The sequence below is a fragment of the Streptomyces sp. NPDC001137 genome (assembly GCF_040298885.1).
GTDB lineage: Bacteria > Actinomycetota > Actinomycetes > Streptomycetales > Streptomycetaceae > Streptomyces.
In genome coordinates this window covers 198,919-220,378 of record NZ_JBEPBA010000006.1, presented here as the reverse complement: position 1 = coordinate 220,378, position 21,460 = coordinate 198,919, and the positions used below count along the sequence as shown (strand labels likewise).

At 71.6% G+C, this 21,460-nt stretch carries 19 protein-coding genes; 14 read left to right on the top strand and 5 right to left on the bottom strand.

The genetic code is table 11. The features are described 5' to 3' along the window. Window positions 1–208: 208 nt before the first annotated feature. Entirely contained in the window at window positions 209–1,156 is a 948-nt protein-coding gene (locus ABT254_RS14400; protein WP_351469134.1) for a DUF3048 domain-containing protein, read from the top strand. Window positions 1,157–1,167: 11 nt separating this feature from the next. Here the strand turns inward: ABT254_RS14400 and ABT254_RS14395 are convergent, their stop codons facing one another. Then, a complete protein-coding gene (locus ABT254_RS14395; RefSeq protein WP_351468563.1) occupies window positions 1,168–1,632 on the bottom strand; it encodes a MarR family winged helix-turn-helix transcriptional regulator in 465 nt (154 codons plus the stop codon). 211 nt (window positions 1,633–1,843) lie between these two features. Between ABT254_RS14395 and ABT254_RS14390 the strand changes: the two genes are divergently transcribed. The 8 genes from ABT254_RS14390 (at window position 1,844) to ABT254_RS14355 (ending at window position 9,194) form a co-directional block, all read left to right on the top strand. Next, window positions 1,844–2,599 (top strand): CoA transferase subunit A, encoded by a 756-nt coding sequence (locus ABT254_RS14390; RefSeq protein ID WP_351468560.1) that lies wholly within the window; start codon window positions 1,844–1,846, stop codon window positions 2,597–2,599. Continuing rightward, window positions 2,599–3,243, top strand: coding sequence for a CoA transferase subunit B (locus tag ABT254_RS14385; protein WP_351468557.1), 645 nt, complete (start codon window positions 2,599–2,601; stop codon window positions 3,241–3,243). Before ABT254_RS14390 ends, ABT254_RS14385 begins: the two co-directional genes overlap by 1 nt. Then, entirely contained in the window at window positions 3,240–4,442 is a 1,203-nt protein-coding gene (locus ABT254_RS14380) for a thiolase family protein (RefSeq protein ID WP_351468554.1), read from the top strand. The genes ABT254_RS14385 and ABT254_RS14380 overlap by 4 nt, the downstream gene beginning before the upstream one ends. A gap of 45 nt (window positions 4,443–4,487) precedes the next feature. Beyond that, a complete protein-coding gene (gene pcaH, locus ABT254_RS14375; RefSeq protein WP_351468551.1) occupies window positions 4,488–5,261 on the top strand; it encodes a protocatechuate 3,4-dioxygenase subunit beta in 774 nt (257 codons plus the stop codon). Window positions 5,262–5,267: 6 nt separating this feature from the next. Beyond that, the gene (pcaG, locus tag ABT254_RS14370) at window positions 5,268–5,873 is read left to right on the top strand and encodes a protocatechuate 3,4-dioxygenase subunit alpha (protein WP_351468549.1); all 606 of its coding nucleotides are present in this window, start codon (window positions 5,268–5,270) and stop codon (window positions 5,871–5,873) included. Then, window positions 5,870–7,204 (top strand): 3-carboxy-cis,cis-muconate cycloisomerase, encoded by a 1,335-nt coding sequence (gene pcaB / locus ABT254_RS14365; RefSeq protein ID WP_351468546.1) that lies wholly within the window; start codon window positions 5,870–5,872, stop codon window positions 7,202–7,204. Before pcaG ends, pcaB begins: the two co-directional genes overlap by 4 nt. Continuing rightward, on the top strand, window positions 7,201–8,322 hold the full coding sequence (gene pcaDC, locus ABT254_RS14360; RefSeq protein WP_351468543.1) for a bifunctional 3-oxoadipate enol-lactonase/4-carboxymuconolactone decarboxylase PcaDC: 1,122 nt from the start codon (window positions 7,201–7,203) through the stop codon (window positions 8,320–8,322). The genes pcaB and pcaDC overlap by 4 nt, the downstream gene beginning before the upstream one ends. An 80-nt stretch (window positions 8,323–8,402) precedes the next feature. Continuing rightward, entirely contained in the window at window positions 8,403–9,194 is a 792-nt protein-coding gene (locus ABT254_RS14355) for an SDR family NAD(P)-dependent oxidoreductase (RefSeq protein ID WP_351468540.1), read from the top strand. A 30-nt stretch (window positions 9,195–9,224) separates the two neighbouring features. On the opposite strand, the gene ABT254_RS14350 is transcribed toward ABT254_RS14355, so the two are convergent. Continuing rightward, complete coding sequence (locus ABT254_RS14350; RefSeq protein WP_351468537.1) at window positions 9,225–11,909, bottom strand: ATP-binding protein; 2,685 nt, start codon at window positions 11,907–11,909, stop codon at window positions 9,225–9,227. Window positions 11,910–12,090: 181 nt separating this feature from the next. Between ABT254_RS14350 and ABT254_RS14345 the strand changes: the two genes are divergently transcribed. Genes ABT254_RS14345 through ABT254_RS14335 form a run of 3 tightly spaced genes read left to right on the top strand, consistent with a single transcriptional unit; the run spans window position 12,091 to window position 15,592 of the window. Beyond that, the gene (locus ABT254_RS14345) at window positions 12,091–13,386 is read left to right on the top strand and encodes an MFS transporter (protein ID WP_351468534.1); all 1,296 of its coding nucleotides are present in this window, start codon (window positions 12,091–12,093) and stop codon (window positions 13,384–13,386) included. Next, window positions 13,377–14,531, top strand: coding sequence for an anhydro-N-acetylmuramic acid kinase (locus ABT254_RS14340; RefSeq protein WP_351468531.1), 1,155 nt, complete (start codon window positions 13,377–13,379; stop codon window positions 14,529–14,531). Before ABT254_RS14345 ends, ABT254_RS14340 begins: the two co-directional genes overlap by 10 nt. A gap of 50 nt (window positions 14,532–14,581) precedes the next feature. Continuing rightward, window positions 14,582–15,592, top strand: a complete 1,011-nt coding sequence (locus ABT254_RS14335) for a DUF2510 domain-containing protein (RefSeq protein ID WP_351468528.1) — start codon at window positions 14,582–14,584, stop codon at window positions 15,590–15,592. 145 nt (window positions 15,593–15,737) lie between these two features. On the opposite strand, the gene ABT254_RS14330 is transcribed toward ABT254_RS14335, so the two are convergent. Further along, a complete protein-coding gene (locus ABT254_RS14330; RefSeq protein WP_351468525.1) occupies window positions 15,738–16,352 on the bottom strand; it encodes a TetR/AcrR family transcriptional regulator in 615 nt (204 codons plus the stop codon). Window positions 16,353–16,581: 229 nt separating this feature from the next. Between ABT254_RS14330 and ABT254_RS14325 the strand changes: the two genes are divergently transcribed. Further along, window positions 16,582–17,424 carry a phosphatase PAP2 family protein gene (locus tag ABT254_RS14325; protein ID WP_351468522.1) on the top strand — a complete coding sequence of 281 codons (843 nt, stop codon included), beginning with the start codon at window positions 16,582–16,584 and terminating at the stop codon, window positions 17,422–17,424. Continuing rightward, window positions 17,421–18,386 carry a DMT family protein gene (locus ABT254_RS14320; RefSeq protein WP_351468519.1) on the top strand — a complete coding sequence of 322 codons (966 nt, stop codon included), beginning with the start codon at window positions 17,421–17,423 and terminating at the stop codon, window positions 18,384–18,386. Before ABT254_RS14325 ends, ABT254_RS14320 begins: the two co-directional genes overlap by 4 nt. 16 nt (window positions 18,387–18,402) lie before the next feature. Here the strand turns inward: ABT254_RS14320 and ABT254_RS14315 are convergent, their stop codons facing one another. Further along, entirely contained in the window at window positions 18,403–19,239 is an 837-nt protein-coding gene (locus ABT254_RS14315) for an LURP-one-related family protein (protein ID WP_351468516.1), read from the bottom strand. A 76-nt stretch (window positions 19,240–19,315) separates the two neighbouring features. After that, entirely contained in the window at window positions 19,316–21,373 is a 2,058-nt protein-coding gene (locus tag ABT254_RS14310; RefSeq protein WP_351468512.1) for a phosphocholine-specific phospholipase C, read from the bottom strand. Window positions 21,374–21,460: the final 87 nt, after the last annotated feature.

Below are 21,460 nucleotides of genomic sequence, written 5' to 3'. Positions count from 1 at the left end.
ACCCGCCCGGCCGCTCGCCGAAGCGAGATCGGGAGCAGGGCCCGAAACCGGGTCCGGTGCGGGGTCAGGGCCAATGGGCGTATCGAACGGGCGCAGTCAGAACCGAGCGGGTATGGGCATCAATGAACGTATAAGCGCACAATCATTGACACGGGATGTGGTGGCCACGGTGAGCACGGGACGGTTGGCGCGTCCGCGACGCGCCTCGATGACAGTGGCGCTGCTGGCCGCCACGGCGACGGCCGCGCTGGCGGCGGGCTGCACGGACCAGCACGGCCCGGCGCAGGACGGACGCGGCCGGACACAGGCCCCCCGGCAGCCCAAGGAGACCGGCAGCGGCGCCCCCGTACTCGCCGTCAAGATCGACAACGCGCCCGAGGCCCGGCCCCAGACGGGGCTCGACTCGGCGGACGTCGTGTACGCGGAACAAGTCGAGGGCGGGCTGAGCCGCCTGATGGCGGTGTACGCGAGCACCCTGCCGAAGGCCGTCGGGCCGGTGCGCAGCGCCCGTGAGTCGGATCTGGAGCTGCTGCGCCAGTTCCACGATCCGACGCTCGCCTTCTCCGGGGCACAGCACAAGCTGCTGCCGCTGATCAACAGCGCGCCCCTGCGGGCGGAGCCGCCCGACAAGGCACCCGGCGCCTACTACCGCGGAACCGGCAGCCCCGCACCGCACAACCTCTTCCTGCGCCCCGCCCGCCTGATGTCGTCCGCACCGGGCGCGAAGGCCCTGACCACCGGTTTCCACTACGGCGCCGCACCGGCCGGCGGCAGACCGGAGAACACCCGCACCATCCGCTTCCCGGCCGCCGGCTTCACCTTCACCTGGTCCGCGGACCTGCACCGCTACCTGGTCGCGATGGACGGCAGACCCACCACGACGGCCGACGGAAAGCGGGTGGCGCCGGCGACGGTCGTCGTGCAGTACGTGAAGGTGCGCCCCTCCGCCTTCCACGACCGCCTCGGCAGCAACACGCCGTACACCCGGACGGTCGGCTCGGGGAAGGCGCAGGTGCTGCGCGACGGACGGGTCTACGACGTCAACTGGCAGCGCGGAAAGGCCACCCACGGCACGCGGTTCACGACGAACGACGGAAAGCCGGTCGGCTTCGCGAAAGGTCAGGTATGGGTGGTACTGACGAAGGCACCCCGATAGGTCCGGTGCGCTCAGCCCTGCGCCACGAGGGGTTCCGCCGGGTTGCGGAGCCCCTCGGCCGCATCGGCGACCCGCCGGATGAGGTCGAAGAACACGGACTGCTCCTCGACGGACAGCGGGGCCAGGAAGACCTGGTTCATCCGGGCCGTGCGCACGGTCAGCTTGCGGTGGGTGCGCACACCGTCGTCGGTCAGGCGCAGCAGGAAACGCCGGCCGTCCTGCGGATCACGCACCTTGTCGAGCAGCCCACGGCGCCCGAGCCGGCTGATCACCTCGGCGATCGTCGACCGGTCCAGGCCCACCCGCTCCCCCACCGTGCGCTGGTCCAGGCCCGGCTCGGCCACGAGAGCGTTGAGGACCGCGAACTGCGGCGAGGTGATCTCCTCCGAGACCATCGTGTTCCACAGCAGGTAGTGGGCCTGCTGGAGCCGCCGGGCCAGGTGCCCGGGGTGGGTGGTGAGGTCCACCGCGGCCATGTGCGCTCCCGAGGTCGAATTCGTTGGTGCACTGAACGATACCTGTCGTGCAGTCGACTGTCTGTAGAGCCGCAGGCGGCTACTGACCTTGCTGTTCTTCGGGGTCTTGACGTCCGGCGGCTCCGGTGGCAGCGTGAAGGAAACTTCACCGAAATACTCAGTGCCCTGATTAATTCGTGACCGGGCGCTCGGACGGGATGGGGCTTCACGGATGGACAAGGTGGTCGCCACGGCCGCTGAGGCCGTGGCGGATGTGCCGGAGGGTGCATCGCTGGCGGTGGGCGGGTTCGGGCTGAGCGGTGTGCCGAACGTGCTGATCGGGGCGTTGTACGAGCGGGGCGTGGCCGGGCTGAGCGTGGTCTCCAACAACTGCGGGGCGATGGAGACGGGGCTCGCGGTGCTGCTCGCGGCGGGGCGGATCGCTCGGGTGACCGGCTCCTACATCGGGGCGAACAAGGAGTTCGCACGGCAGTACCTGGCCGGAGAGCTGGAGGTGGAGCTGATCCCGCAGGGCACGCTGGCGGAGCGGCTGCGGGCGGGCGGGGCCGGGATCCCGGCCTTCTACACGCCGGCCGGGGTGGGCACACAGGTCGCCGACGGCGGGCTGCCCTGGCGCTACGACGGCGAGGGCGGGGTCGCGCTCGCCTCGCCGCCGAAGGAGGTGCGGGAGTTCGACGGCACGGAGTACGTGCTGGAGCGGGGCATCCGCACCGACTTCGCGCTGGTGCGGGCGGCGAAGGGCGACCGGCACGGGAACCTGGTGTTCAACAAGTCCACCCGCAACTTCAACCCCCTCGCCGCGATGGCCGGGCGGGTCACGATCGCCGAGGTGGAAGAACTGGTGGAGCCCGGCGAGATCGATCCGGACGCGGTGCATCTGCCGGGGATCTTCGTGCAGCGGGTGGTGGCCCTGACCCCGGAGCAGGCCGGCGACAAGAAGATCGAGCAGCGGACGGTGAGCAGCTGATGGCCTGGACACGCGAGCAGATGGCCGCGCGGGCCGCGCGCGAGCTGGAGGACGGGCAGTACGTCAACCTCGGCATCGGGCTGCCGACGCTGATCCCGAACCACCTGCCGCCGGGAGTGGAGGTGGTGCTGGAGTCCGAGAACGGGATCCTGGGCACCGGCCCCTATCCCACCGAGGACGCGGTCGACCCGGACCTGATCAACGCGGGCAAGGAGACCGTCACCGTCCTGCCGGGGGCATCCTTCTTCGACTCGGCGCTGTCGTTCTCGATGATCCGGGGCGGGCACATCGATGTCGCGGTGCTGGGCGCGATGCAGGTCTCCGCCCGAGGCGACCTGGCGAACTGGGCCGTCCCCGGGAAGCTGATCACCGGGATCGGCGGGGCGATGGACCTGGTGCACGGTGCCCGTAGGGTCATCGTCGTCATGACACACACGGCCAAGGACGGCTCGGCGAAGATCCTTGAGGAGTGCGCGCTGCCGCTCACAGGCAAGGCGTGTGTGAACCGAGTCATCACGGACCTGGGCGTGATCGACGTGACACAGGACGGGCTGGTGTTGACCGAGGTCGCCCCCGGTGTGGCCGTTGACGAGATCGTCGCCAGGACCGGCGCCAAGCTGACCGTAGCGGAGGATCTGCTGTGAACTCGGTTTACATCGTCGACGCGGTGCGCACCCCGATCGGCCGCTACAACGGCGGCCTCGCCGCCGTCCGCCCGGACGACCTGGCCGCCCACGCGATCCGTGAACTCCTCGCCCGGACACCGCAGTTGGAACCCTCCCGGATCGAGGACGTGTACTTCGGCAACGCGAACGGGGCGGGCGAGGAGAACCGCAACGTCGCCCGCATGGCCGGCCTGCTGGCCGGGCTGCCGACCTCCGTGCCCGGGGTGACCGTCAACCGGCTGTGCGCCTCCGGCCTGGAGGCGGTCGTCCAGGCCGCCCGCGCCATCGCACTCGGCGACGCCCACATCGCCGTGGCCGGCGGCGTGGAGTCGATGACCCGCGCCCCGTACGTGCTGCCCAAGAACGACAAGCCCTTCCCGGCCGCCCACACCGAGCTGTACTCCACCACGCTGGGCTGGCGCATGGTCAACCCGCGGATGGACCCGCAGTGGACCATCCCGCTCGGCGAGTCCGCCGAACTGATCGCCGACAAGCACAAGATCAGCCGGGAGCAGCAGGACGAGTTCGCCCTCGCCTCCCACCGCAAGGCGGCCCAGGCTCAGCGACAGGGCCTGTTCGACGCCGAGTTGGCGCCCGTCTCCATCCCGCAGCGCAAGGGCGACCCGGTCGCCTTCGCCGCCGACGAGTGCGTCCGGCCTGACGCCTCCCTCGCCGCGATGGCCAAGCTGAAGCCGTCCTTCCGTAAGGACGGAGGCACGGTCACCGCGGGCAACGCCTCGCCCCTGAACGATGGCGCCGCCGCGCTGCTGCTGGTCGACGAGGTGGGCCTGGAGGCGGTCGGCCGCGAGCCGCTGGCCCGCGTCTCCGCGACCGGCGTCAACGCCCTCGACCCGCACTACTTCGGCCTCGCCCCGGTCGAGGCGGTCAACCGGGCCCTGGCCAAGGCGGGCAGGACCTTCGCCGATCTGTCCGTGCTGGAGCTGAACGAGGCCTTCGCCGCCCAGGTGCTGGGCTGCGTCGCCGAATGGCCCGAGTTCGACCCCGCGATCCTCAACCCGCAGGGCGGCGCCATCGCCCTCGGCCACCCGCTCGGTGCCTCCGGTGCCCGGCTCGCCGGGAGCGTAGCGCACCAGCTCGCCCGCCGCGGCTCCGGTACCGGCGTCGCCACCCTCTGCATCGGCGTCGGCCAGGGCCTCGCCCTCGTCCTCGAACGTTAAGAACACCCAGGCGTCAAGAACACCCAGGAAGCCCCAGGGACCCCCATGACTCTCACCCAGCAGGACATCGACCAGGAGATCGCGGCCGAGCACGCCGCGTACGAGAAGCGGATCGCCGACGGGGCGCCCGTCGAGCACCAGCCGCGACGCGACTACGCGCCGTACCGCTCGTCCGTCCTGCGGCACCCCAAGCAGCCGCCGATCACCATCGACGTGACGAAGGACCCGGAGCTGGTGGAGCTCTCCTCCCCCGCCTTCGGGGAGCGCGACATCACAGAGATCGACAACGACCTCACCCGCCAGCACACCGGCGAGCCGATCGGTGAGCGCATCACCGTCTCCGGGCGGCTGCTCGACCGCGACGGCCGTCCGATCCGCGGTCAGCTCGTCGAGATCTGGCAGGCCAACTCGGCCGGCCGCTACGCCCATCAGCGCGAGCAGCACGACGCCCCGCTGGACCCGAACTTCACCGGCGTCGGCCGCACACTGACGGACGACGACGGGCACTACCACTTCACCACCGTGCAGCCGGGGCCGTACCCGTGGCGTCAGCACCTCAACGCCTGGCGGCCGGCGCACATCCACTTCTCGCTCTTCGGCACGGCGTTCACCCAGCGGCTCGTGACGCAGATGTACTTCCCGAGCGACCCGCTCTTCCCCTACGACCCGATCATCCAGTCGGTGACGGACGACGCGGCCCGGCAGCGGCTGGTCGCCACCTACGACCACAACCTGTCGGTGCCGGAGTTCTCGATGGGCTACCACTGGGACATCGTGCTCGACGGGCCGCACGCCACCTGGATCGAAGAAGGGCGCTGAGCTGCCATGACGAAGATCGACACAAGCCGTCCGGAGACCGTGCTGCCGACCCCCTCGCACACGGTCGGCCCCTTCTACGGCCACGCCCTGCCCTTCCCCGGCGGCGGTGACATCGCCCCGGTCGGCCACCCGGACACCATCACCGTCCAGGGGTACATCCACGACGGGGAGGGCAACCCGCTGCCGGACGCCTTCGTGGAGCTGTGGGGCGCCGACCCCGACGGCAACATCCCGCAGGTGGACGGTTCGATCCGGCGGGACCCGGCGAGCGGCGGCTACCTGGGCCGCAACGGCGTGGAGTTCACCGGCTGGGGTCGCATCCAGACGGATGCCAACGGCCACTGGTACGCGCGGACGCTGCGGCCCGGCGCGCGCGGGCAAAGTGCGCCGTACCTCAGCGTGTGCGTGTTCGCGCGCGGGCTGCTGGTGCATCTGTTCACGCGGATCTATCTGCCCGGTGACGAGGCGGCGCTCGCCGCCGACCCGGTGCTGTCCCAGGTGCCGGAGGTGCGGCGCGGCACGCTGATCGCGACGGACGACGGCAAGGGCACATACCGTTTCGACATCCGCCTTCAGGGCGAAGGCGAGACGGTCTTCCTGGAGTTCCAGTGACTTCTGCCGGCTTTGACGACACCGGCCTGCTCGCCCCCGGGTGGGCCGGTTCCCCCGCCGCCTCCGCCACCGGGGACACTGCCTTTCTGCAGGCCCTGCTCGACGCCGAGGCCGCCCTGACCCGGGCCCAGTCCGCTCTCGGCCTCGCGCCCTCCGAGGCGGCAGCCGCGGTGACCGAGGCGGCCGTCGCCGCCCGTTTCGACGTGCGCTCCCTCGCCGAGCGGGCCCGCGCGGGGGGCAACCCGGTCATCCCCCTGGTCGCCGACCTGACGAAGGCCGTCGGCGAGGAGTACGGGCCCTATGTCCACCGCGGCGCGACCAGCCAGGACATCATGGACACGGCGACGATGCTGGTCGCCGCGCGCACCCTGGACCTGGTCCTCGCCGACCTCGGCCGCACCGAACGGGCGCTGGCGCTGCTGGCCGCGGACCACCGCGACACCGCGATGCCGGGACGGACGCTCACCCAGCACGCCGTACCGACGACCTTCGGGCTGAAGGCGGCCGGCTGGCGCTCCCTCGCCCTCGACGCACGCGACCGCATCAAGGCCGTACGGGACTCACTGCCCGCCCAACTCGGCGGCGCCGCAGGGACCTTGGCGGCCTTCACCGTGTACGGCGCCCGGGACACGCAGGCACTGACGGCGGCCTACGCCCACGAACTCGGGCTTCGCGAACCGCTCCTGCCCTGGCACACCCTGCGCGCGCCGATCGCCGACCTCGCCGGCTGCCTGGCCTTCGCGGCCGGAGCACTGGGCAAGGCGGCCGCGGACGTCCTGACGCTCGGCCGTACCGAGGTCGCCGAGGTCGCGGAGGGCAGCGGCGGCGGCTCGTCGGCCATGCCGCACAAGGCGAACCCCGTGCGGTCCACGCTGATCGCTGCCGCGGCAAGGCGGGCTCCGCAGCTCGCGGCCACCCTGTACGGATCGCTGGCCGCCGAGGACGAGCGCCCGGCCGGGGCCTGGCACGCCGAATGGGAGCCGCTGCGGGATCTGCTGCGGCTGGTCGGCGGTGCGGCCCGGGACGCCGCCGAACTGGCCGAAGGCCTGCGCGTGCACCCGGACGTCATGCGCGCACACCTGGACCTGACCCACGGCCTGATCGTCTCGGAGCGGCTGTCCGCGGAACTGGCCCCCGTGCTCGGCCGCGCCCGGGCCAAAGCCCTGCTCACGGACCTGGCCAAGCGCACCTACAGCGAGGGGCGACCGTTGGCCGAACTGCTCGCCGAAGAGCCGCTGTTGAAGGAACTCCACCTCGCCGAGCTGACCGACCCCGCCCGCTACACCGGCTCCGCCGGAGCCCTCACCGACCGTGCCCTGGAGCGACGTTGACCGAGAAACTCCTCAACCACCGTGCCGAGGGGCCCGCTTCCGCTCCCCCGCTGCTGCTCGGGCCCTCGCTCGGAACGTCGTACGCGCTGTGGGACAAGGTGGCACCCGAGCTGTCCATCACCCACCGGGTCGTCCGCTGGGACCTGCCCGGGCACGGCGGGTCGGCGGCCGATCTGATCGGTCCCGGCGCGACCGTCGGTGACCTCGCCGATCTGGCGCTCGCGCTCGCCGACTCGCTGGGCATCGAACGGTTCGGGTACGCCGGGGTGTCCCTCGGAGGTGCCGTCGGACTGCATCTTGCCGTCCACCACCCGGAGCGGCTGTCGTCCCTGGTCGTGATCTGTTCTTCCGCCCACTTCAACGGCGCGAAGCCGTGGCAGGAGCGGGCCGAGCTGGTGCGGCGCGAGGGGCTGGGCTCGCTCGTGGCCAGTGCCGACGCGCGCTGGTTCACGCCCGGCTTCACCGTGCCGGCACTGGTGCGCGACCAGGCGCAGGCAGACCCCGAGGCGTACGCCGCCTGCTGTGACGCGCTGGCCTCCTTCGACCTGCGCGAGAGGCTCCCGGAGATCTCCGTGCGCACCCTGCTGATCGCCGGGCGCGAGGACAAGGCGACTCCGCCGCCGCATCTGCGGGAGATCGCGGACGCGGTGCCCGGCTCCACGCTGGTCGAGCTTCCGCACGCCGCGCATCTGGCGCCCGCCCAGTGCCCGGAAGCCGTGCTGACCGCCCTCCGGGCCCACCTCGGCGCAGCCGCCAAGCGCGGTATGGAGGTACGGCGGGAGGTGCTCGGCGATGCGCACGTGGACCGGGCGCAGGCCCGGCAGACCCCCTTCACCGCCCGCTTCCAGGACTTCATCTCGCGCTACGCCTGGGGCGAGATCTGGACCGACCCGACGCTCAGCCGCCGCGAACGCAGCATGATCACACTGACGGCGCTGGTCGCACACGGGCACTACGACGAGCTGGCCATGCACGTACGGGCGGCCCGGCGCAACGGGCTCACCCCCGAGGAGATCGGCGCCGTACTGCTCCAGACGGCCGTGTACTGCGGGGTCCCGGCGGCGAACTCGGCGTTCGCGGCGGCACAGCGGGTGCTGGCGGAGGAGGACGACCTCTAGCGGGACCCGAGGGTGACCCTGCTGGACGTAGCTTCAGCAGCACCTCGCACATGCCTCCATCACGAGCCTACGGTGGGGGCATGTCCACCATCCTGATCACCGGCGCCACCTCCGGCCTCGGCCGCTACGTCGCCTTCGAGCTGGTCCGCTCCGGACACGTCGTCCTCGCGCACGGCCGCGATCCGGGCCGTACGGAACAGCTTGTCGAGGAGCTGTGCACCGAGGGCGACGCGGAAGGCTTCGTCGCCGACCTCGCCTCGCTGACGCAGGTGCGCGAACTGGGCGCGCACGTCGCCGACGCCCACCCCGACCTCGACGTCCTGATCAACAACGCGGGCGTGGGAGCGGGCGCGCCCGGCGCCGGGCGTGAGCTGAGCGCCGACGGCCACGAACTGCGCCTCGCCGTCAACTACTTGGCTCCGGTCGTACTGACCCGTGCCCTGCTCCCCGTACTGCGCGCGAACGCACCCGCCCGGATCGTCAACGTCGGCTCGGTCGGCCAGGACCCCCTCGACTTCGACGACATCGAATTCAAGCGGCAGTACGACGGCTTCGCCGCCTACCGCCGCGCCAAGTTCGCCCTTGCCGCCCACACCTTCACCCTGGCCGAGGAGCTGGCGGACACCGGCGTCGCGGTCAACGTCCTGCACCCGGCCACCTTCATGGACACGGCCATGGTCCGCGAGGGCGGAGTCACCCCCTGGAACACGGTCGCGGACGGCGCCCCGGGCGTACTGGCGCTGGCGACCGAGGACCTGGGCACCGGCGGCTACTTCGACGGAACCAGCCGGTCGCGGGCACACGAGTCGACGTACGACCGAGAGGTACAGAAGCGTCTGTCGACGGTCACGGACCAACTGCTGGCGCTGTAAGGGCGGTTGGGGCCACGCTACGGTCTCAGCTCAACGCAGTCCGCGCCCTGTTTCCAGAACCTCCCGAGCCTGCGCCACCAGCCCATCCGCCCCGCACGAACGAGCAAGCGCCAGGCCCCTGTTGAGCTCGGCGACGGACCGCGCAGCGATCCCGTACTCGACACGCGCAGCCGCATGCTCGTACTGGCACGGCGAAGCCTCCAGGTAGGCGACAGCCTGCGCGGCCAACCGGACAGCCCGCTGCCCGGTCTCCAACGCCGCCGCACACCTCAACGCCTCTCCGATGGCAGTATCCGTACCGAACCGCTCGGCCTGCCGCCGGGCGGCGGCGGCGAGTTGACTGGCGCGAGCCGGATCCTCCGACGCGAGGGCCCGCGCAAGGTCCAGCGCCCAGGGCACGACCACCGGATTGTGGTGGTCACGCGCCGCGGCCGCCTTCTCGGCCTCCTCCAGCTCGTTGATGCCTTCCTTGGTACGGCCGACGGCGAGCAGCAGCCGGCCGCGCACCGAGCGCGGGTCCGGCATCACGATGGGGGACGGATAGGCGGGCGCGAAGCCGTTCTGCTCGGCGATCGCCCAGGCCTCGTCGACGTGGCCGCGGGCGAGCAGGACGTCCACGAGGTTGCAGGTCGTGGTCCAGTACAGGGGCAGGCCTCGGCCGACGCGCTCGGCGATGCGCAGCGAATCGCGCAGAGCCGCCTCCGCTTCCCTGAGCCGTCCGCGCCTGCGGTGTGCGAGGCCGATATGGGCGTGTGCGAGGGAGAGGTGGCCGCCGCTCCAGCCGGCCGACTCGTAGGTGCGCAGGGCCTCGTTGTAGAGGCTCTCGGCGCGGTCGAGGCGGTCGGTGTAGGCGTAGGAGTTGGCGAGCATCAGCGGGAGTTCGATGCCCCACTCGGTGTCGGTCCAGCCGAGTCCGGGTGCGAGGCGGCCGTTGACGAGGGCGCGGTCGCACAGTTCGACGACCTCCTCGGCGTTCTCGCCCTGGAGCAGGGCGTCGAAGCCGCGCAGCATGAGCAGGGCGCGCTCGGAGTTGTTGCGGCCGATGCAGGTGCGGACGAGGTCGGCGAGGCGCTTGGAACGTCCCGGGGACGTCGACTCGCCGGCGTAGATGCCCTCCCACATGTACTGCACGGCCTGCAGCCGCATCTTGGCGGGCCCGTCCTCGTGCCGGGCGGCCTCCGCCTCGACCGTGCGGACGGCCGCCTCCAGCTGGTCGTTGTGGAGGAGGGCCTGGGAGAGGCGGACGACGGCGTCGACGCGCATGTCGCCGTCGAGGCCCGGCATGCCGAGCGCGGACTGCAGGTGGTCGATGGTGGTGGCAGGGGCGGTGAGGAGGGTGGCGCAGCCGAGTTCGTAGAGCACGCGCGCGTGGACCTCGGGGAGGGGCGGTTCCAGCAGGGCGCGCTCCAGACAGCGGCGGGCCGCGTCGGGGGCGCCGACGGCGAGGTGTTCGCGGGCCGCCTCACGCAGCTGCTCGACGAGTTCCTCGTCGTCGTCCGGGTGCACCTGGAGGAGGTGCCGGGAGGCCATGGCGGCGCCGCGTCCGGACTCGGTGACGACCTGGGCGGCGATGCCGTGCATGGCGGTGCGCAGGGCGTCCGGGATGGAGTTGTAGACGGCGGTGGCGATCAGCGGGTGCACGAACTCCAGGTCGCCGTCGTCGGCCTGGGCGCTCGCCGGGTCGGTTTCGGTGAGGATGCGGGCGTCCTGGAGCAGTTCGGCGCAGCGCAGCGCCTCGTCGTGGTCCAGCGTGGCGAGCTCGGCGACCAGGCCGACGGAGATGCCGGTGCCGAGGATGGCGGCCGCCCAGGCGAACCGGGTGGCGTCGATGCCGAGTTCCTCGAGGCGGGCGACGAGGCCGCCGCCGCGGGCCGAGCGGTTGAGGGCGCGCAGTTCGGCGGCCGCGCTCTCGGTCGGCTCCAGTTCGCTGTCCTGGACCTTGGCGAGGAGTTCCACGGTCTCGTACGGGTTGCCGCCGGTGACGGCCCAGACCTCGCGGCAGAAGGGGGCGTCGGCGTGCGCGCCGAGGGTGGCGCGGGTGAGGCCCGCGGTGGCGTCCGGGGTGAGGGCGCTCAGGGTGGCGTCGGGGCAGCCCGCCGTGGCGGCGATGGCTTCGAGGTGGCGGGCGCTCTCACCGCTGACCTCGCCGGGCCGGCGGGCCACGACGACGAGGACGGACAGGTCGTCGAGGCGTTCGGCGAACGCGGCGAGCCAGCGCAGCGTCTCCTGGTCGGCCCAGTGCGCGTCGTCGATCAGCAGGACCAGCGGCCAGTCGCGGCGGGCCAGCCGGCGCACCCCGGCGACCAGGCCGTCGCAGACGCCCTGCGGGTCGGCCTGGCGTTCGCCCGGTTCCGTGATGCCGAGGGCGGGGCCCGCGATGTCGTACCAGTCGCCGAGGTACTCGCGGGCTTCCTCCGGCATCAGGGACACCAGCGCGGGCTGCAGCAACTGCCGTACCACGTTGAAGGGAACGGACCTGAGGGTCTCGCCGCCGCGGGCCGACCACACCGTGCAGTTGCGCCGCTCCGCGATACGGCGGGTCTCGGCCAGCAGGGCGGTCTTGCCGAGTCCCGCCTCGCCCCGGACCACCAGCAGGCTGCCCGAGGACGAGCGGTCGGCGCACAGCGTGTCGATCGCCCGCTCGACGGCGGCGATCTCCTCGTCGCGCTCCCACAGGGAGGCCGAGGCGGCCTCCATGGGCCGTACCTCCGTCATCCCGCTACCTCCCGAAGTCGCCCGAATGACGTACAGACATCGAGCGTAGCCGTCGAATTGCAGAAGTGGAGGGGGGTCCGGGTAGCTGTTGCCGTGATGGGTGACAGCGGGTGCGGGCAGGCGACGCACGCGGCCTGTCATCTGCCTGTCTGAAGGTAACCGACAGTCAAAAGGCGCTGAAATGACGCTGTTTTCCGGACAACGCCGGGCCGTGCGGGATCCGTCTGCGGTACGGGCCCTGGCGGCCGGGTCGGTGGGCAACTTCATCGAGTGGTACGAGTTCGGCGTCTACGGCTGCTTCGCCACCGTGATCGCGGCGCGGTTCTTCACCCCGGAGGGCGGCAGCGAGGTCGAGGCGCTGGTCAGGACGTATGCCTCGTTTGCGCTGGCGTTCTTCTTCCGGCCGGTCGGGGCTGCCTTGTTCGGGCGGCTGGGCGACCGGATCGGGCGGCGTCCGGTGCTGGTCCTGGTGGTCGTGCTGATGACGGTCGCGACGACGCTGATCGGCACGCTGCCGACGTATGCGGCCGTCGGGGGGCTCGCTCCGTGGCTGCTGACGCTTCTGAGGGTGCTTCAGGGGCTGTCGGCGGGTGGGGAGTTCGGTGGGGCGGTGGCGGTGATGACGGAGTTCGCACCGCCGGGGCGGCGTGGGCTGTACGGGTCGTGGCAGTCGTTCACGGTGGCGCTGGGGCTGTTGGGCGGTGCGGGGGTGGCGGCCCTGTCGGCGACCCTGCTCACCGAGCGGCAGTTGGGCGACTGGGGCTGGCGGGTGCCGTTCCTGCTGACGCTGCCGCTCGGACTGGCGGCGCTGTGGCTGAGGCTGCGGCTGGCGGAGACGCCGGCGTTCCGCCGGGAGGCCGAGTCCGTGAGGCTGCCTCCGGGGGAGGTCGCCGGGGCCATCGCGCTGGGCGCGGCCAGGATCATGGGCTGGGCGGCGGCCGGGTACACCTTCCTGGTCGTGCTGCCGTCGTATCTGCAGAGCACGCTGGGTGCCGGCTTCCAGCAGGCGCTGGTCGCCACCGTGTTGGCCAACCTGGGCTTCGCGGTCACGATCGTCCCGGCGGGCCTGCTCAGCGACCGGGTGGGGCGGCGGGCGGTGATGCTGACGGGTGCGCTGCTCGTGGTGTTCCTGTCTCTGCCGCTGCTCAACCTCCTTCAGGACCCGGGACTTTCGAACACCGTGAAGGGTGCGGCGGTGTTCGGGGCGGGAGCGGTGGTGGGGCTGATGGCGGGCCCGGGACCGGCGATGCTCTCGGAACTCTTCCCCACGAACGTGCGCTGCACGGGCCTGGGACTCGCCTACGCCCTCTCGAATGCCGTGTTCTCCGGCTGCGCGGGGCTCATCATTACGGAAACCGTCAAGCGGACGGGGAGCGTCGACATCCCCGGGTACTACGCGGCGGCGACGTGCGCGGTGAGCGCCCTCGCCCTGGCCAGGGCACCGAAACGGAAGGCGGGGTGGATCGGATGCGGGTGATCGGTCTGATGTCGGGCACGTCCTACGACGCCATCGACGCGGCGGCGGCCGATCTGAGCCTCGACGGCGACAGCCTTGTACTGAAGCCGTTGGGGATGGTGAGCGACGCCTACGACGAGGAGCTGCGGGGGGCGCTCGCGGCCGCGCTGCCGCCGGCTGCGACCTCGCTCGCGGAGGTGTGCCGGCTCGACACGTGGATCGGGCAGGCCTTCGCGGCGGCGGCCCTGCGTGCGGACCGTGAACTGTGCGGTGGGCAGGCCGAGTTGGTGGGCTCGCACGGGCAGACCGTCTACCACTGGGCGGACGGCGGCAAGGTGCACGGCACGCTGCAGCTCGGGCAGCCCGCCTGGATCGCCGAGGCGACCGGGCTGCCGGTGGTGGCCGACTTCCGGCCGCGGGACATCGCCGCGGGCGGCCAGGGCGCGCCCCTGGTCGGCCTGGTCGACCTGCTGTGGCTGCGCGGCCGCCCGGGCACCCCCGTCGCCCTCAACCTCGGCGGCATCGCCAACCTCACCGGCCCCGACGGCACGGCCTTCGACACGGGACCGGCATGCGCGCTGATCGACGCGGCGGCGCGGGGGTTCAGCGGCGGGACCATGGCCTACGACGTCGACGGCGCGCTGGCCGCACGCGGCACCGTCCACGAGCCGCTGCTGCGGCGGCTGCTGGAGGAGCCGTACTACGCGCTGCCCGCGCCCAAGACGACGGGCAAGGAGGTGTTCCACCTCGGCTATCTGCACGACGCCCTGGCCGGCTTCGGGACGCTGAGGGCCGAGGACGTGGTCGCCACGCTGACCATGCTCACCGCGCGGACGGTCGCGGACGCCGTGCTCGCGCTGCGCGCCACCGAGGTCATCGCCTCGGGCGGCGGGGTCCGCAACCCGGTGCTCATGGGGATGCTGGGGCAGCGGCTGCCGGGGATTCCGGTGCGCGCCTCCGACGAACTGGGGCTGGCGTCGGACGCGAAGGAGGCGTACGCGTTCGCCGTGCTCGGGTTCCTGACCGCGCACGGACTGGCGGGCAGCGAGCCCGCGAGCACCGGGGCACGGCATGCGAGCGTGCTCGGTTCGATCACACCCGGGCGGGACGGGCTGCGGCTGCCGGCGCCGGGCGCGCGGGCGCCCGAACGGCTGGTGGTGGCCTGAAGCCGGAATCCTCTCATGCCACTTTCACCGAGGCCTCATACGGTGGGGGCATGACGCAGGTGACTCCTCCCGGGTGGTATCCCGACCCCGGGCAGACAAGTGAGGCTCCCGCCACCGAACGCTGGTGGGACGGCAAGGCATGGACGGACCGGACCCGCCCCGCGGGGTCGGCCGCCGTATGGGGTCCCCCGGCGCAGACGCCGACGGCCGGGGCGGATCCGGCGAGCCCCGTCCCTCCGGCGGTCCCGGCCTATGCGGCCTACCCCGGCCATCCGGCCCATCCCGCCCAGCCGCCGGCCGCTCCGCGGCGCGGTCTGCGCAATGGCATCATCGCCGCCGGGGCGGCCGTGGTCGTCCTCGCGTGCATCGGTGTGGGTGTGTACGCGCTGGCGGGCAACGACGGTTCGGGCGGCAACGTCAACTCGCAGCAGGGTCCGGGCGGCCCGGGCGGCGCCGACGGCGGGAACGGTGGCTCGGGCGGTTCGGGCGGGAACCAGTCGCCCGACCCCGGCCAGTCCGAGGCTCCGAAGATCAAGAGCGGTTCGGTCTCCGACCCGATCAGCGGGATCAGCCTGCCCATTCCGGCCGACTGGTACGGCCAGCAGCTCCCGGCGGGCGCTTCGATCACGTCGAACGACTCCTACAAGTGCCCCGGGGACACCTCGCAGACCTGCACCAAGGGCGGCGCGTTCTCGGCGCCGGCCGCGCTCCTGAAGACCGCCGGCAGCACGGCCGAGGAGGTCGCGAAGGCCGACATCGAGGCCAACGCCGAGCAGTCCTACGGCGGCAAGACCTACGGTTCGATCACCTCGCACAAGGTGCTCGACTCCAGGGCGGTCACCGTCGCCGGACAGAAGGGCTACCTGGTCCGCTGGCAGGCGATCACCAGCAAGGGCTCCGACGGCTATGTCGAGTCGCTCGCCTTCCCCTCCCCCGCGAACCCCGCGCAGATCGTCGTGGTCCGCTTCGGTGTGGACGTCGCCGAGAAGCAGTCGGTCATCGACGACATCACCAAGGGCATCAAGGTCTCGACCGGCGGCGGCGACGGCCAGACGGTGTGAAGCGCCCCGGACAGTGATCGGCCGGGTGGGGCGCCCCTCCGCTCAAGAGGAACCCCACCCGGCCGGTGGTGCGCGCCGCCCCCGTCCCCACGGTGCGGCGCGAGCAGGTCACCGTCCAGTCATCCCACGGACGGCGACCTGATTCTCAGGTGAGACCCAGTGCCGGCAGCACCGCGGCCTCCACGAAGCGGACCAGGTAGTCGGGGTCGGCGTACTCGCCGTCCACGACGGGGCGGGCGCGCACGACGCCGAACATCTGCGCCGGGATGTACTCCAGCGCCGGGTGGCCGGCGGTGATCTCGCCGCGCTCGACCCCGCGATTGAGCATCTCCTTCAGCGCGGCGATCTCCGGGTCGACGAGCGCCTCCCGCAGCGCCTTGGCGAGGTCGGCGTCCTGGGTGACGGCGTGCCCGAGGGCCTGCAGCAGCTTGGTGTCGTTCTGGGACCAGCGGCCCACGGCCCGCGCGGCCTCGCGCAGGTCGTCCGCGAGCGACCCGGTGTCGATGCCCTCGAAGCGGGCCTTGCGGCGGGAGCGCAGGGCGGCCACCACGAACTGGGGCTTGGTCTTCCACTGCCGGTACAGCGTGGACTTGCTGCAGCGCGTGCTGGCGGCGACCCCTTCCATGGTGACGGCTTCGTATCCGCATTCGCGGATCTGCTCGAGGACGGCGTCGAAGAACTCCTGCTCACGCTCGCGCGTGATCTTGGAGCGGCGCGAGGCGGCGACCGTCTGCGGTCCGTCCGCGGCCTGCGACGTCATCTGCACTTCTCCCTCACTCCGAGCGCCGGCTTTATACGCGCTTTATTCCCGGCTTCCAGTGTGTCGTACCTCAATCGATACGCCAGTGTACCGGAACGGCCGCGTATCGGTACACTGCCGTATCGGAACGCTTTCGTTTCGGCACGCGAGCGTACCGATGAGTTCGGGCTCCGGCCCGGGTCTCACCACGTACCAGCACACGCACCACCGTCAGCGAAGGGGCCGGGGGATGAATGCCCGCACCGAGCCTGCAGAAGGAGAGACCGACGCGATAGCGCGGCCTCCGGTCGTCCGCGAGTTCCTGCTCGTCGCAGGGCTCTTCCTCGTCTACAAGTTCGGCCGCCAACTCGCGACCGGCCACACCGGCGAGGCGCTGCGCAACGCGCACCGCGTGTGGGACCTGGAACGGACGCTCCATCTGCCCGGTGAGGGCTCGGTGCAGCACGTACTGCTGCACAGCGACACCCTGGTGCACCTCGCGAACACCTATTACGCGACCGTCCACTTCCCGGCCACCGCGGCCTTCCTGGTCTGGCTCTACCTGCGGCGGCCCGCGCACTACGTGTGGGCCCGCCGGGTGCTCGCCACGGTCACCTCGGCGGCCCTGGTGCTGCCCTTCGTCTTCCCCCTCGCACCGCCGCGGATGCTGGCCGCCACCGGCCTCGTCGACACGGCGCACGTGTACGGGCCTTCGGTCTACGGCCCGCCGTCCTCGGACCACCTCTCCAACCAGTTCGCGGCGATGCCTTCCCTGCACTTCGGCTGGGCCCTGATGGTCGCCATCGGCCTGATCGCCGCCACCCGGTCCCGCCGGCGCTGGCTGTGGCTGCTGCACCCGCTGGTGACGCTGCTGGTCATCGTCGGCACGGCGAACCACTACTGGCTCGACGCGATCGTCGCGACCGCCATGCTCGGCGCCGCCCTCGCGCTGGTCCGCCCCCAGACTTCGTCCGGGGGGACCCCCATCTCGCTTCGCTCGCCGCACCACACCGTCACCACGGCCGGGCGCGGCAGCGAGAAGCTCGCCGCCCCCGTCGCCGACGACCACGTCCTGGTAGGAGCGGGCCGATGACCGCCACCCTCGTCGCCGTCGCCCTGTCGCTGGTCTCCGCCGTCGCCTACGCGGCCGCCGCCGTGGCTCAGGAGCGGCTCGCCTCCCGCAGCTCCGGCACCGGCATGCTGCGGCTGCTGGGCACGGGCGCCTGGTGGGCGTCGGTCGGGCTCAACGCCGGCGCGGCGCTGCTGCACGTCGTGGCCCTCAAGTACGGTCCGCTCACCGTCGTCCAGCCGCTCGGCGCGCTCACGCTGGTCGCCGCGGTGCCGATGGGGGCGCGGGCCGCCGGGCGGAAGGTCAGCGCCACCGAGTGGCGGGGCACCGCGCTGACGCTGGCCGGACTGGCCGCACTGCTGGTCACCGCGTCCGGGTCGGCGCCCGAGCAGGTGCTGAGCCTGACCGAGGCACTGGCGGTCGCGGGCACCACGGCCGCGCTGATCGGGCTGCTGTCGCGGCCGGGAGCCCGTCCGGGCCTGCGGCACGCCACGGCCTCCGGGTTCGCCTCGGGCGTCGCCTCGGCCCTCACGCAGACCGTGACGGTGGCCGCGACCGACCGGTCCGGCTCCGCACTGAGCCTCCAGGTCGTCCTGGTGGCGGTCCTGGTGGCCGCCTTCGCGGTCGGCGGACTGCTGCTCTCCCAGACGGCCTACCGGGGCGGGCTCGGCGCGCCCCTCGCCATGGTGACGCTCTCCAACCCGGTGGCGGCCTCGGTGATCGGCCTCACCCTCCTCGGCCAGGGCCTCCGCGGCGGCCCGGAGGGCATCCTCCTCGCCCTCGCGGGCGCGGCCCTGGCGTCCTGGGGCGTCGTACTCCTGACCCGGGCGACACCTGCTCCGGCCGCTTCCGCCGCTCCGGTCGTCACGGTCGACGAGGAGCACCCGGTGGCCGCGGTGCTGGCGCTACGGCCCGAAACGGCGACACCCGAACCGGCGTTGATACCCCGGCAGCCTTCCGATCCGGGGCACCTCACACCCCTGTGAGCACCGCTGGGGGGCGTCAGCCGAGGCCGCGCGAATCCTGCTTGAGCGCCGTATCCACGGTTAGTGCCGTCGCCACGACAAGACTCAGCAGCGGCTCGGGCAGCTTGTAGTGAATCTGCAGGACATAGTTGTCCGCAGTCGTGAACATCGTCTTGGCAAGACCTTCCCAGGTCTTTGTGATCCGGGCGACCTCGTTGTCCGCGTGGTCGACGATCGCGAAGTTCCACGCCCGCCAGTTCTCCGCCTTGATCGCGCCGACCTGCCGGCCGTCCACGTTCATCGCGAAGTTGATCTTCCCGATCATGTTCTGCTGGACTATCTCGCCGACGGGCGAACCGTCCGGACGCGACACCAGGACCCGGGACTTGAACACCTTGGCGGGCCGCGTCAGCACCAGCTGCGGCCGGCCATGAGCGTCCCGGATCTCCAGCCGGTGGGTCATGAACTGGTCGAGACTGGAGACGAAGCGCGCCACCTTCTTCAGCGTGCTCTGCCCGACCTCCGTCACCGAACCGATCTCGTTGCCGTTCTGATCCATGACCTTGTACTCGTTGGTCAGCTCGATCAGCTTGGCCTTCTGGTTGACCACCAGGACCGGTTCGGTGAACAGGCTGCCGCCGCCGGGGCCGCCGACGGCGACCCCGGCCTGCTGCTGCACCTGACGCTGCACACGCGGGTCCGGCCCGGCGGCCTGCGGCGGTACCTGCTGCTGCGGCACCTGCTGTTGAGGTGCCTGCTGCTGGTCCGTGTTGGTGTGCTGGGTCCACTGGGCGCCGTCCCAGTAGCGGAGAGTCCGGGGCGCTCCGTGCGGATCCGGGTACCAGCCAGCAGGAGTGTTCGAATGCGTGGTCACCGGGGCACACTACCCCGGGCCCACCGACTCCTGGCCAGTCCCCGCGATCCGCAGTTCACCACCCTTTACCGACAGTTCAACCGGTGATGATGGCCGGATCGCTCACTCCCGGCCGCCCGTTCTCGACATGTCCGGCGAACCGCCGCAGGAACGTGGCGTCGGCCTCGGAGGTGACGGTGAGGTCGTACCAGCGCCGGCTCGCGGCGAGGTCGACGGTGTGCTTCACCGTGGCTCCGGGCCGCACCGTGAAGGTCCGGGGCTTGTGGCCGTATCCACCCGTCAGCCTCAGACGGACCGTGCCGGAGCCCTTGTTGGTGAAGGTCAGCTCGATGTCGTCGCCGCTGTGGCGGGCCGTGACCTCGGGTCCCGCCACCTTGTTCGGTCCCTTGAAGACGCGCAGGAAACCGTTCGGGCCGTGCACGGACAGGTCGTACGAGCCGTTGGAGTACGCCGAGTTCCAGGCGTCCGAGACGGTCTTGCCGGCCTCGGTGGTGTAGCTCCAGGGCCCGTCGGTGCGGTTGCCGGAGGTCACCAGGAAGGCGGCGCCCGCCTTCGCTCCGGAGGCGAAGGTCAGGGTGAACTTCCCGGAGGCCGTGTCCACCGAACCGTCCACGTGCGGGGCGTACTTGAGGGGACGCGCCGGACGCAGGCCGCGCTCCTGCCTGGGCAGGACCGGGTTGGCGGGCGGGGTCGGCACATAGTCCGGGTGGCGGTTGTGGTCCGGCGGCTGGTAGCCGTCGGTGCCGGGCAGGGCGACCGGCTTCGTGTCCGTACGGGAGAAGTCGAACGCGGAGGTCAGGTCGCCGCAGATCGCCCGCCGCCAGGGCGAGACGTTCGGCTCGTGCACGCCGAAGCGACGTTCCATGAACCGGATGATCGACGTGTGGTCCATCGTCTCGGAGCAGACGTAACCGCCCTTGCTCCAGGGCGAGACGACGATCATCGGCACCCGCTGGCCGAGGCCGTAGGGGCCGGCGGGGTGGCTGCTGCTGCCCTTGAACAGGTCCGGGCCGACGTCGACCGTCGACTTGCCCTGGGCCGCTGAGCCCGGTGCGAACGGCGGGACGAGGTGGTCGAAGAAGCCGTCGTTCTCGTCGTACGTGATGAACAGGGCCGTCTTCGCCCACACCTTCGGGTCGGAGGTGAGCGCGTCGAGGACCTGGGCGACGTACCAGGCGCCGTAGTTGGCGGGCCAGTTGGGGTGCTCGGTGAAGGCCTCGGGGGCGACGATCCAGGAGATCTGCGGCAGCTTGCCGCCCTTGACGTCGGCCTTGAGCTGGTCGAAGAAGCCCTCGCCCTTGCGGGCGTCGGTGCCGGTGCGGGCCTTGTCGTAGAGCGGGCTGCCGGGCTGGGCGTTCTGGTACTGCTTGAAGTAGAGCAGGGAGTTGTCGCCGTAGTTGCCGCGGTAGGCGTCCTGGATCCAGCCCCAGCCGCCGTTCGCGTCGAGGCCGTCGCCGACGTCCTGGTAGATCTTCCAGGAGACGCCCGCCTTCTCCAGGCGCTCGGGGTAGGTGGTCCAGCTGTAGCCGGCCTCGTCGTTGCCGAGGACCGGGCCGCCGCCCTGGCCGTCGTTGCCCGTGTAACCGGTCCACATGTAGTAGCGGTTCGGGTCGGTCGAGCCGATGAACGAGCAGTGGTACGCGTCGCAGATGGTGAAGGAGTCGGCGAGCGCGTAGTGGAACGGGATGTCCTCGCGGGTCAGGTAGGCCATCGTCGTGGAGCCCTTGGAGGGAACCCATTTGTCGTACTTGCCCCCGTTGAAGGCGGCATGTCCGTCGTTCCAGCCGTGCGGGAGGTCCTGGATGAAGGCGAGGCCCAGGTCGTCGGCGTCCGGGTGGAAGGGCAGGATGTCCTTGCCGCTCGCGTCCGCCTGGTACCAGACCGGCTTCCCGTCCTGCCGCGTCACCACGGGGCGCGGGTCGCCGTAGCCGCGAACGCCTCTGAGGGTGCCGAAGTAGTGGTCGAAGGAACGGTTCTCCTGCATCAGGACGACGATGTGCTCGACGTCCTCGATGGATCCCGTGCGGTGGTTCGCGGGCAGCGCGGCGGCGCGCTGGATGCTGTTCGACAGGGCGGTGAAGGCGGTGGTCGCGCCCGCGAGTTGCAGGAATCGGCGCCGATTGACTTCGGGCATGGGTTGATTGCCTCTCATCCTGGTGCGGATGGCCGGAACATGACGGATTGCGCGCGGTGCGAGTGTTCCAAGAGCACCAAACGTCAG

Coding starts and splice junctions, on each gene's coding strand:
- ABT254_RS14400 (WP_351469134.1), top strand. CDS start 209: ATGACAGTGGCGCTGCTGGCCGCCACGGCGACGGCCGCGCTGGCGGCG.
- ABT254_RS14395 (WP_351468563.1), bottom strand. CDS start 1,632: ATGGCCGCGGTGGACCTCACCACCCACCCCGGGCACCTGGCCCGGCGG.
- ABT254_RS14390 (WP_351468560.1), top strand. CDS start 1,844: ATGGACAAGGTGGTCGCCACGGCCGCTGAGGCCGTGGCGGATGTGCCG.
- ABT254_RS14385 (WP_351468557.1), top strand. CDS start 2,599: ATGGCCTGGACACGCGAGCAGATGGCCGCGCGGGCCGCGCGCGAGCTG.
- pcaH (WP_351468551.1), top strand. CDS start 4,488: ATGACTCTCACCCAGCAGGACATCGACCAGGAGATCGCGGCCGAGCAC.
- pcaG (WP_351468549.1), top strand. CDS start 5,268: ATGACGAAGATCGACACAAGCCGTCCGGAGACCGTGCTGCCGACCCCC.
- ABT254_RS14355 (WP_351468540.1), top strand. CDS start 8,403: ATGTCCACCATCCTGATCACCGGCGCCACCTCCGGCCTCGGCCGCTAC.
- ABT254_RS14350 (WP_351468537.1), bottom strand. CDS start 11,909: ATGACGGAGGTACGGCCCATGGAGGCCGCCTCGGCCTCCCTGTGGGAG.
- ABT254_RS14345 (WP_351468534.1), top strand. CDS start 12,091: ATGACGCTGTTTTCCGGACAACGCCGGGCCGTGCGGGATCCGTCTGCG.
- ABT254_RS14340 (WP_351468531.1), top strand. CDS start 13,377: ATGCGGGTGATCGGTCTGATGTCGGGCACGTCCTACGACGCCATCGAC.
- ABT254_RS14335 (WP_351468528.1), top strand. CDS start 14,582: ATGACGCAGGTGACTCCTCCCGGGTGGTATCCCGACCCCGGGCAGACA.
- ABT254_RS14330 (WP_351468525.1), bottom strand. CDS start 16,352: ATGACGTCGCAGGCCGCGGACGGACCGCAGACGGTCGCCGCCTCGCGC.
- ABT254_RS14325 (WP_351468522.1), top strand. CDS start 16,582: ATGAATGCCCGCACCGAGCCTGCAGAAGGAGAGACCGACGCGATAGCG.
- ABT254_RS14320 (WP_351468519.1), top strand. CDS start 17,421: ATGACCGCCACCCTCGTCGCCGTCGCCCTGTCGCTGGTCTCCGCCGTC.
- ABT254_RS14310 (WP_351468512.1), bottom strand. CDS start 21,373: ATGCCCGAAGTCAATCGGCGCCGATTCCTGCAACTCGCGGGCGCGACC.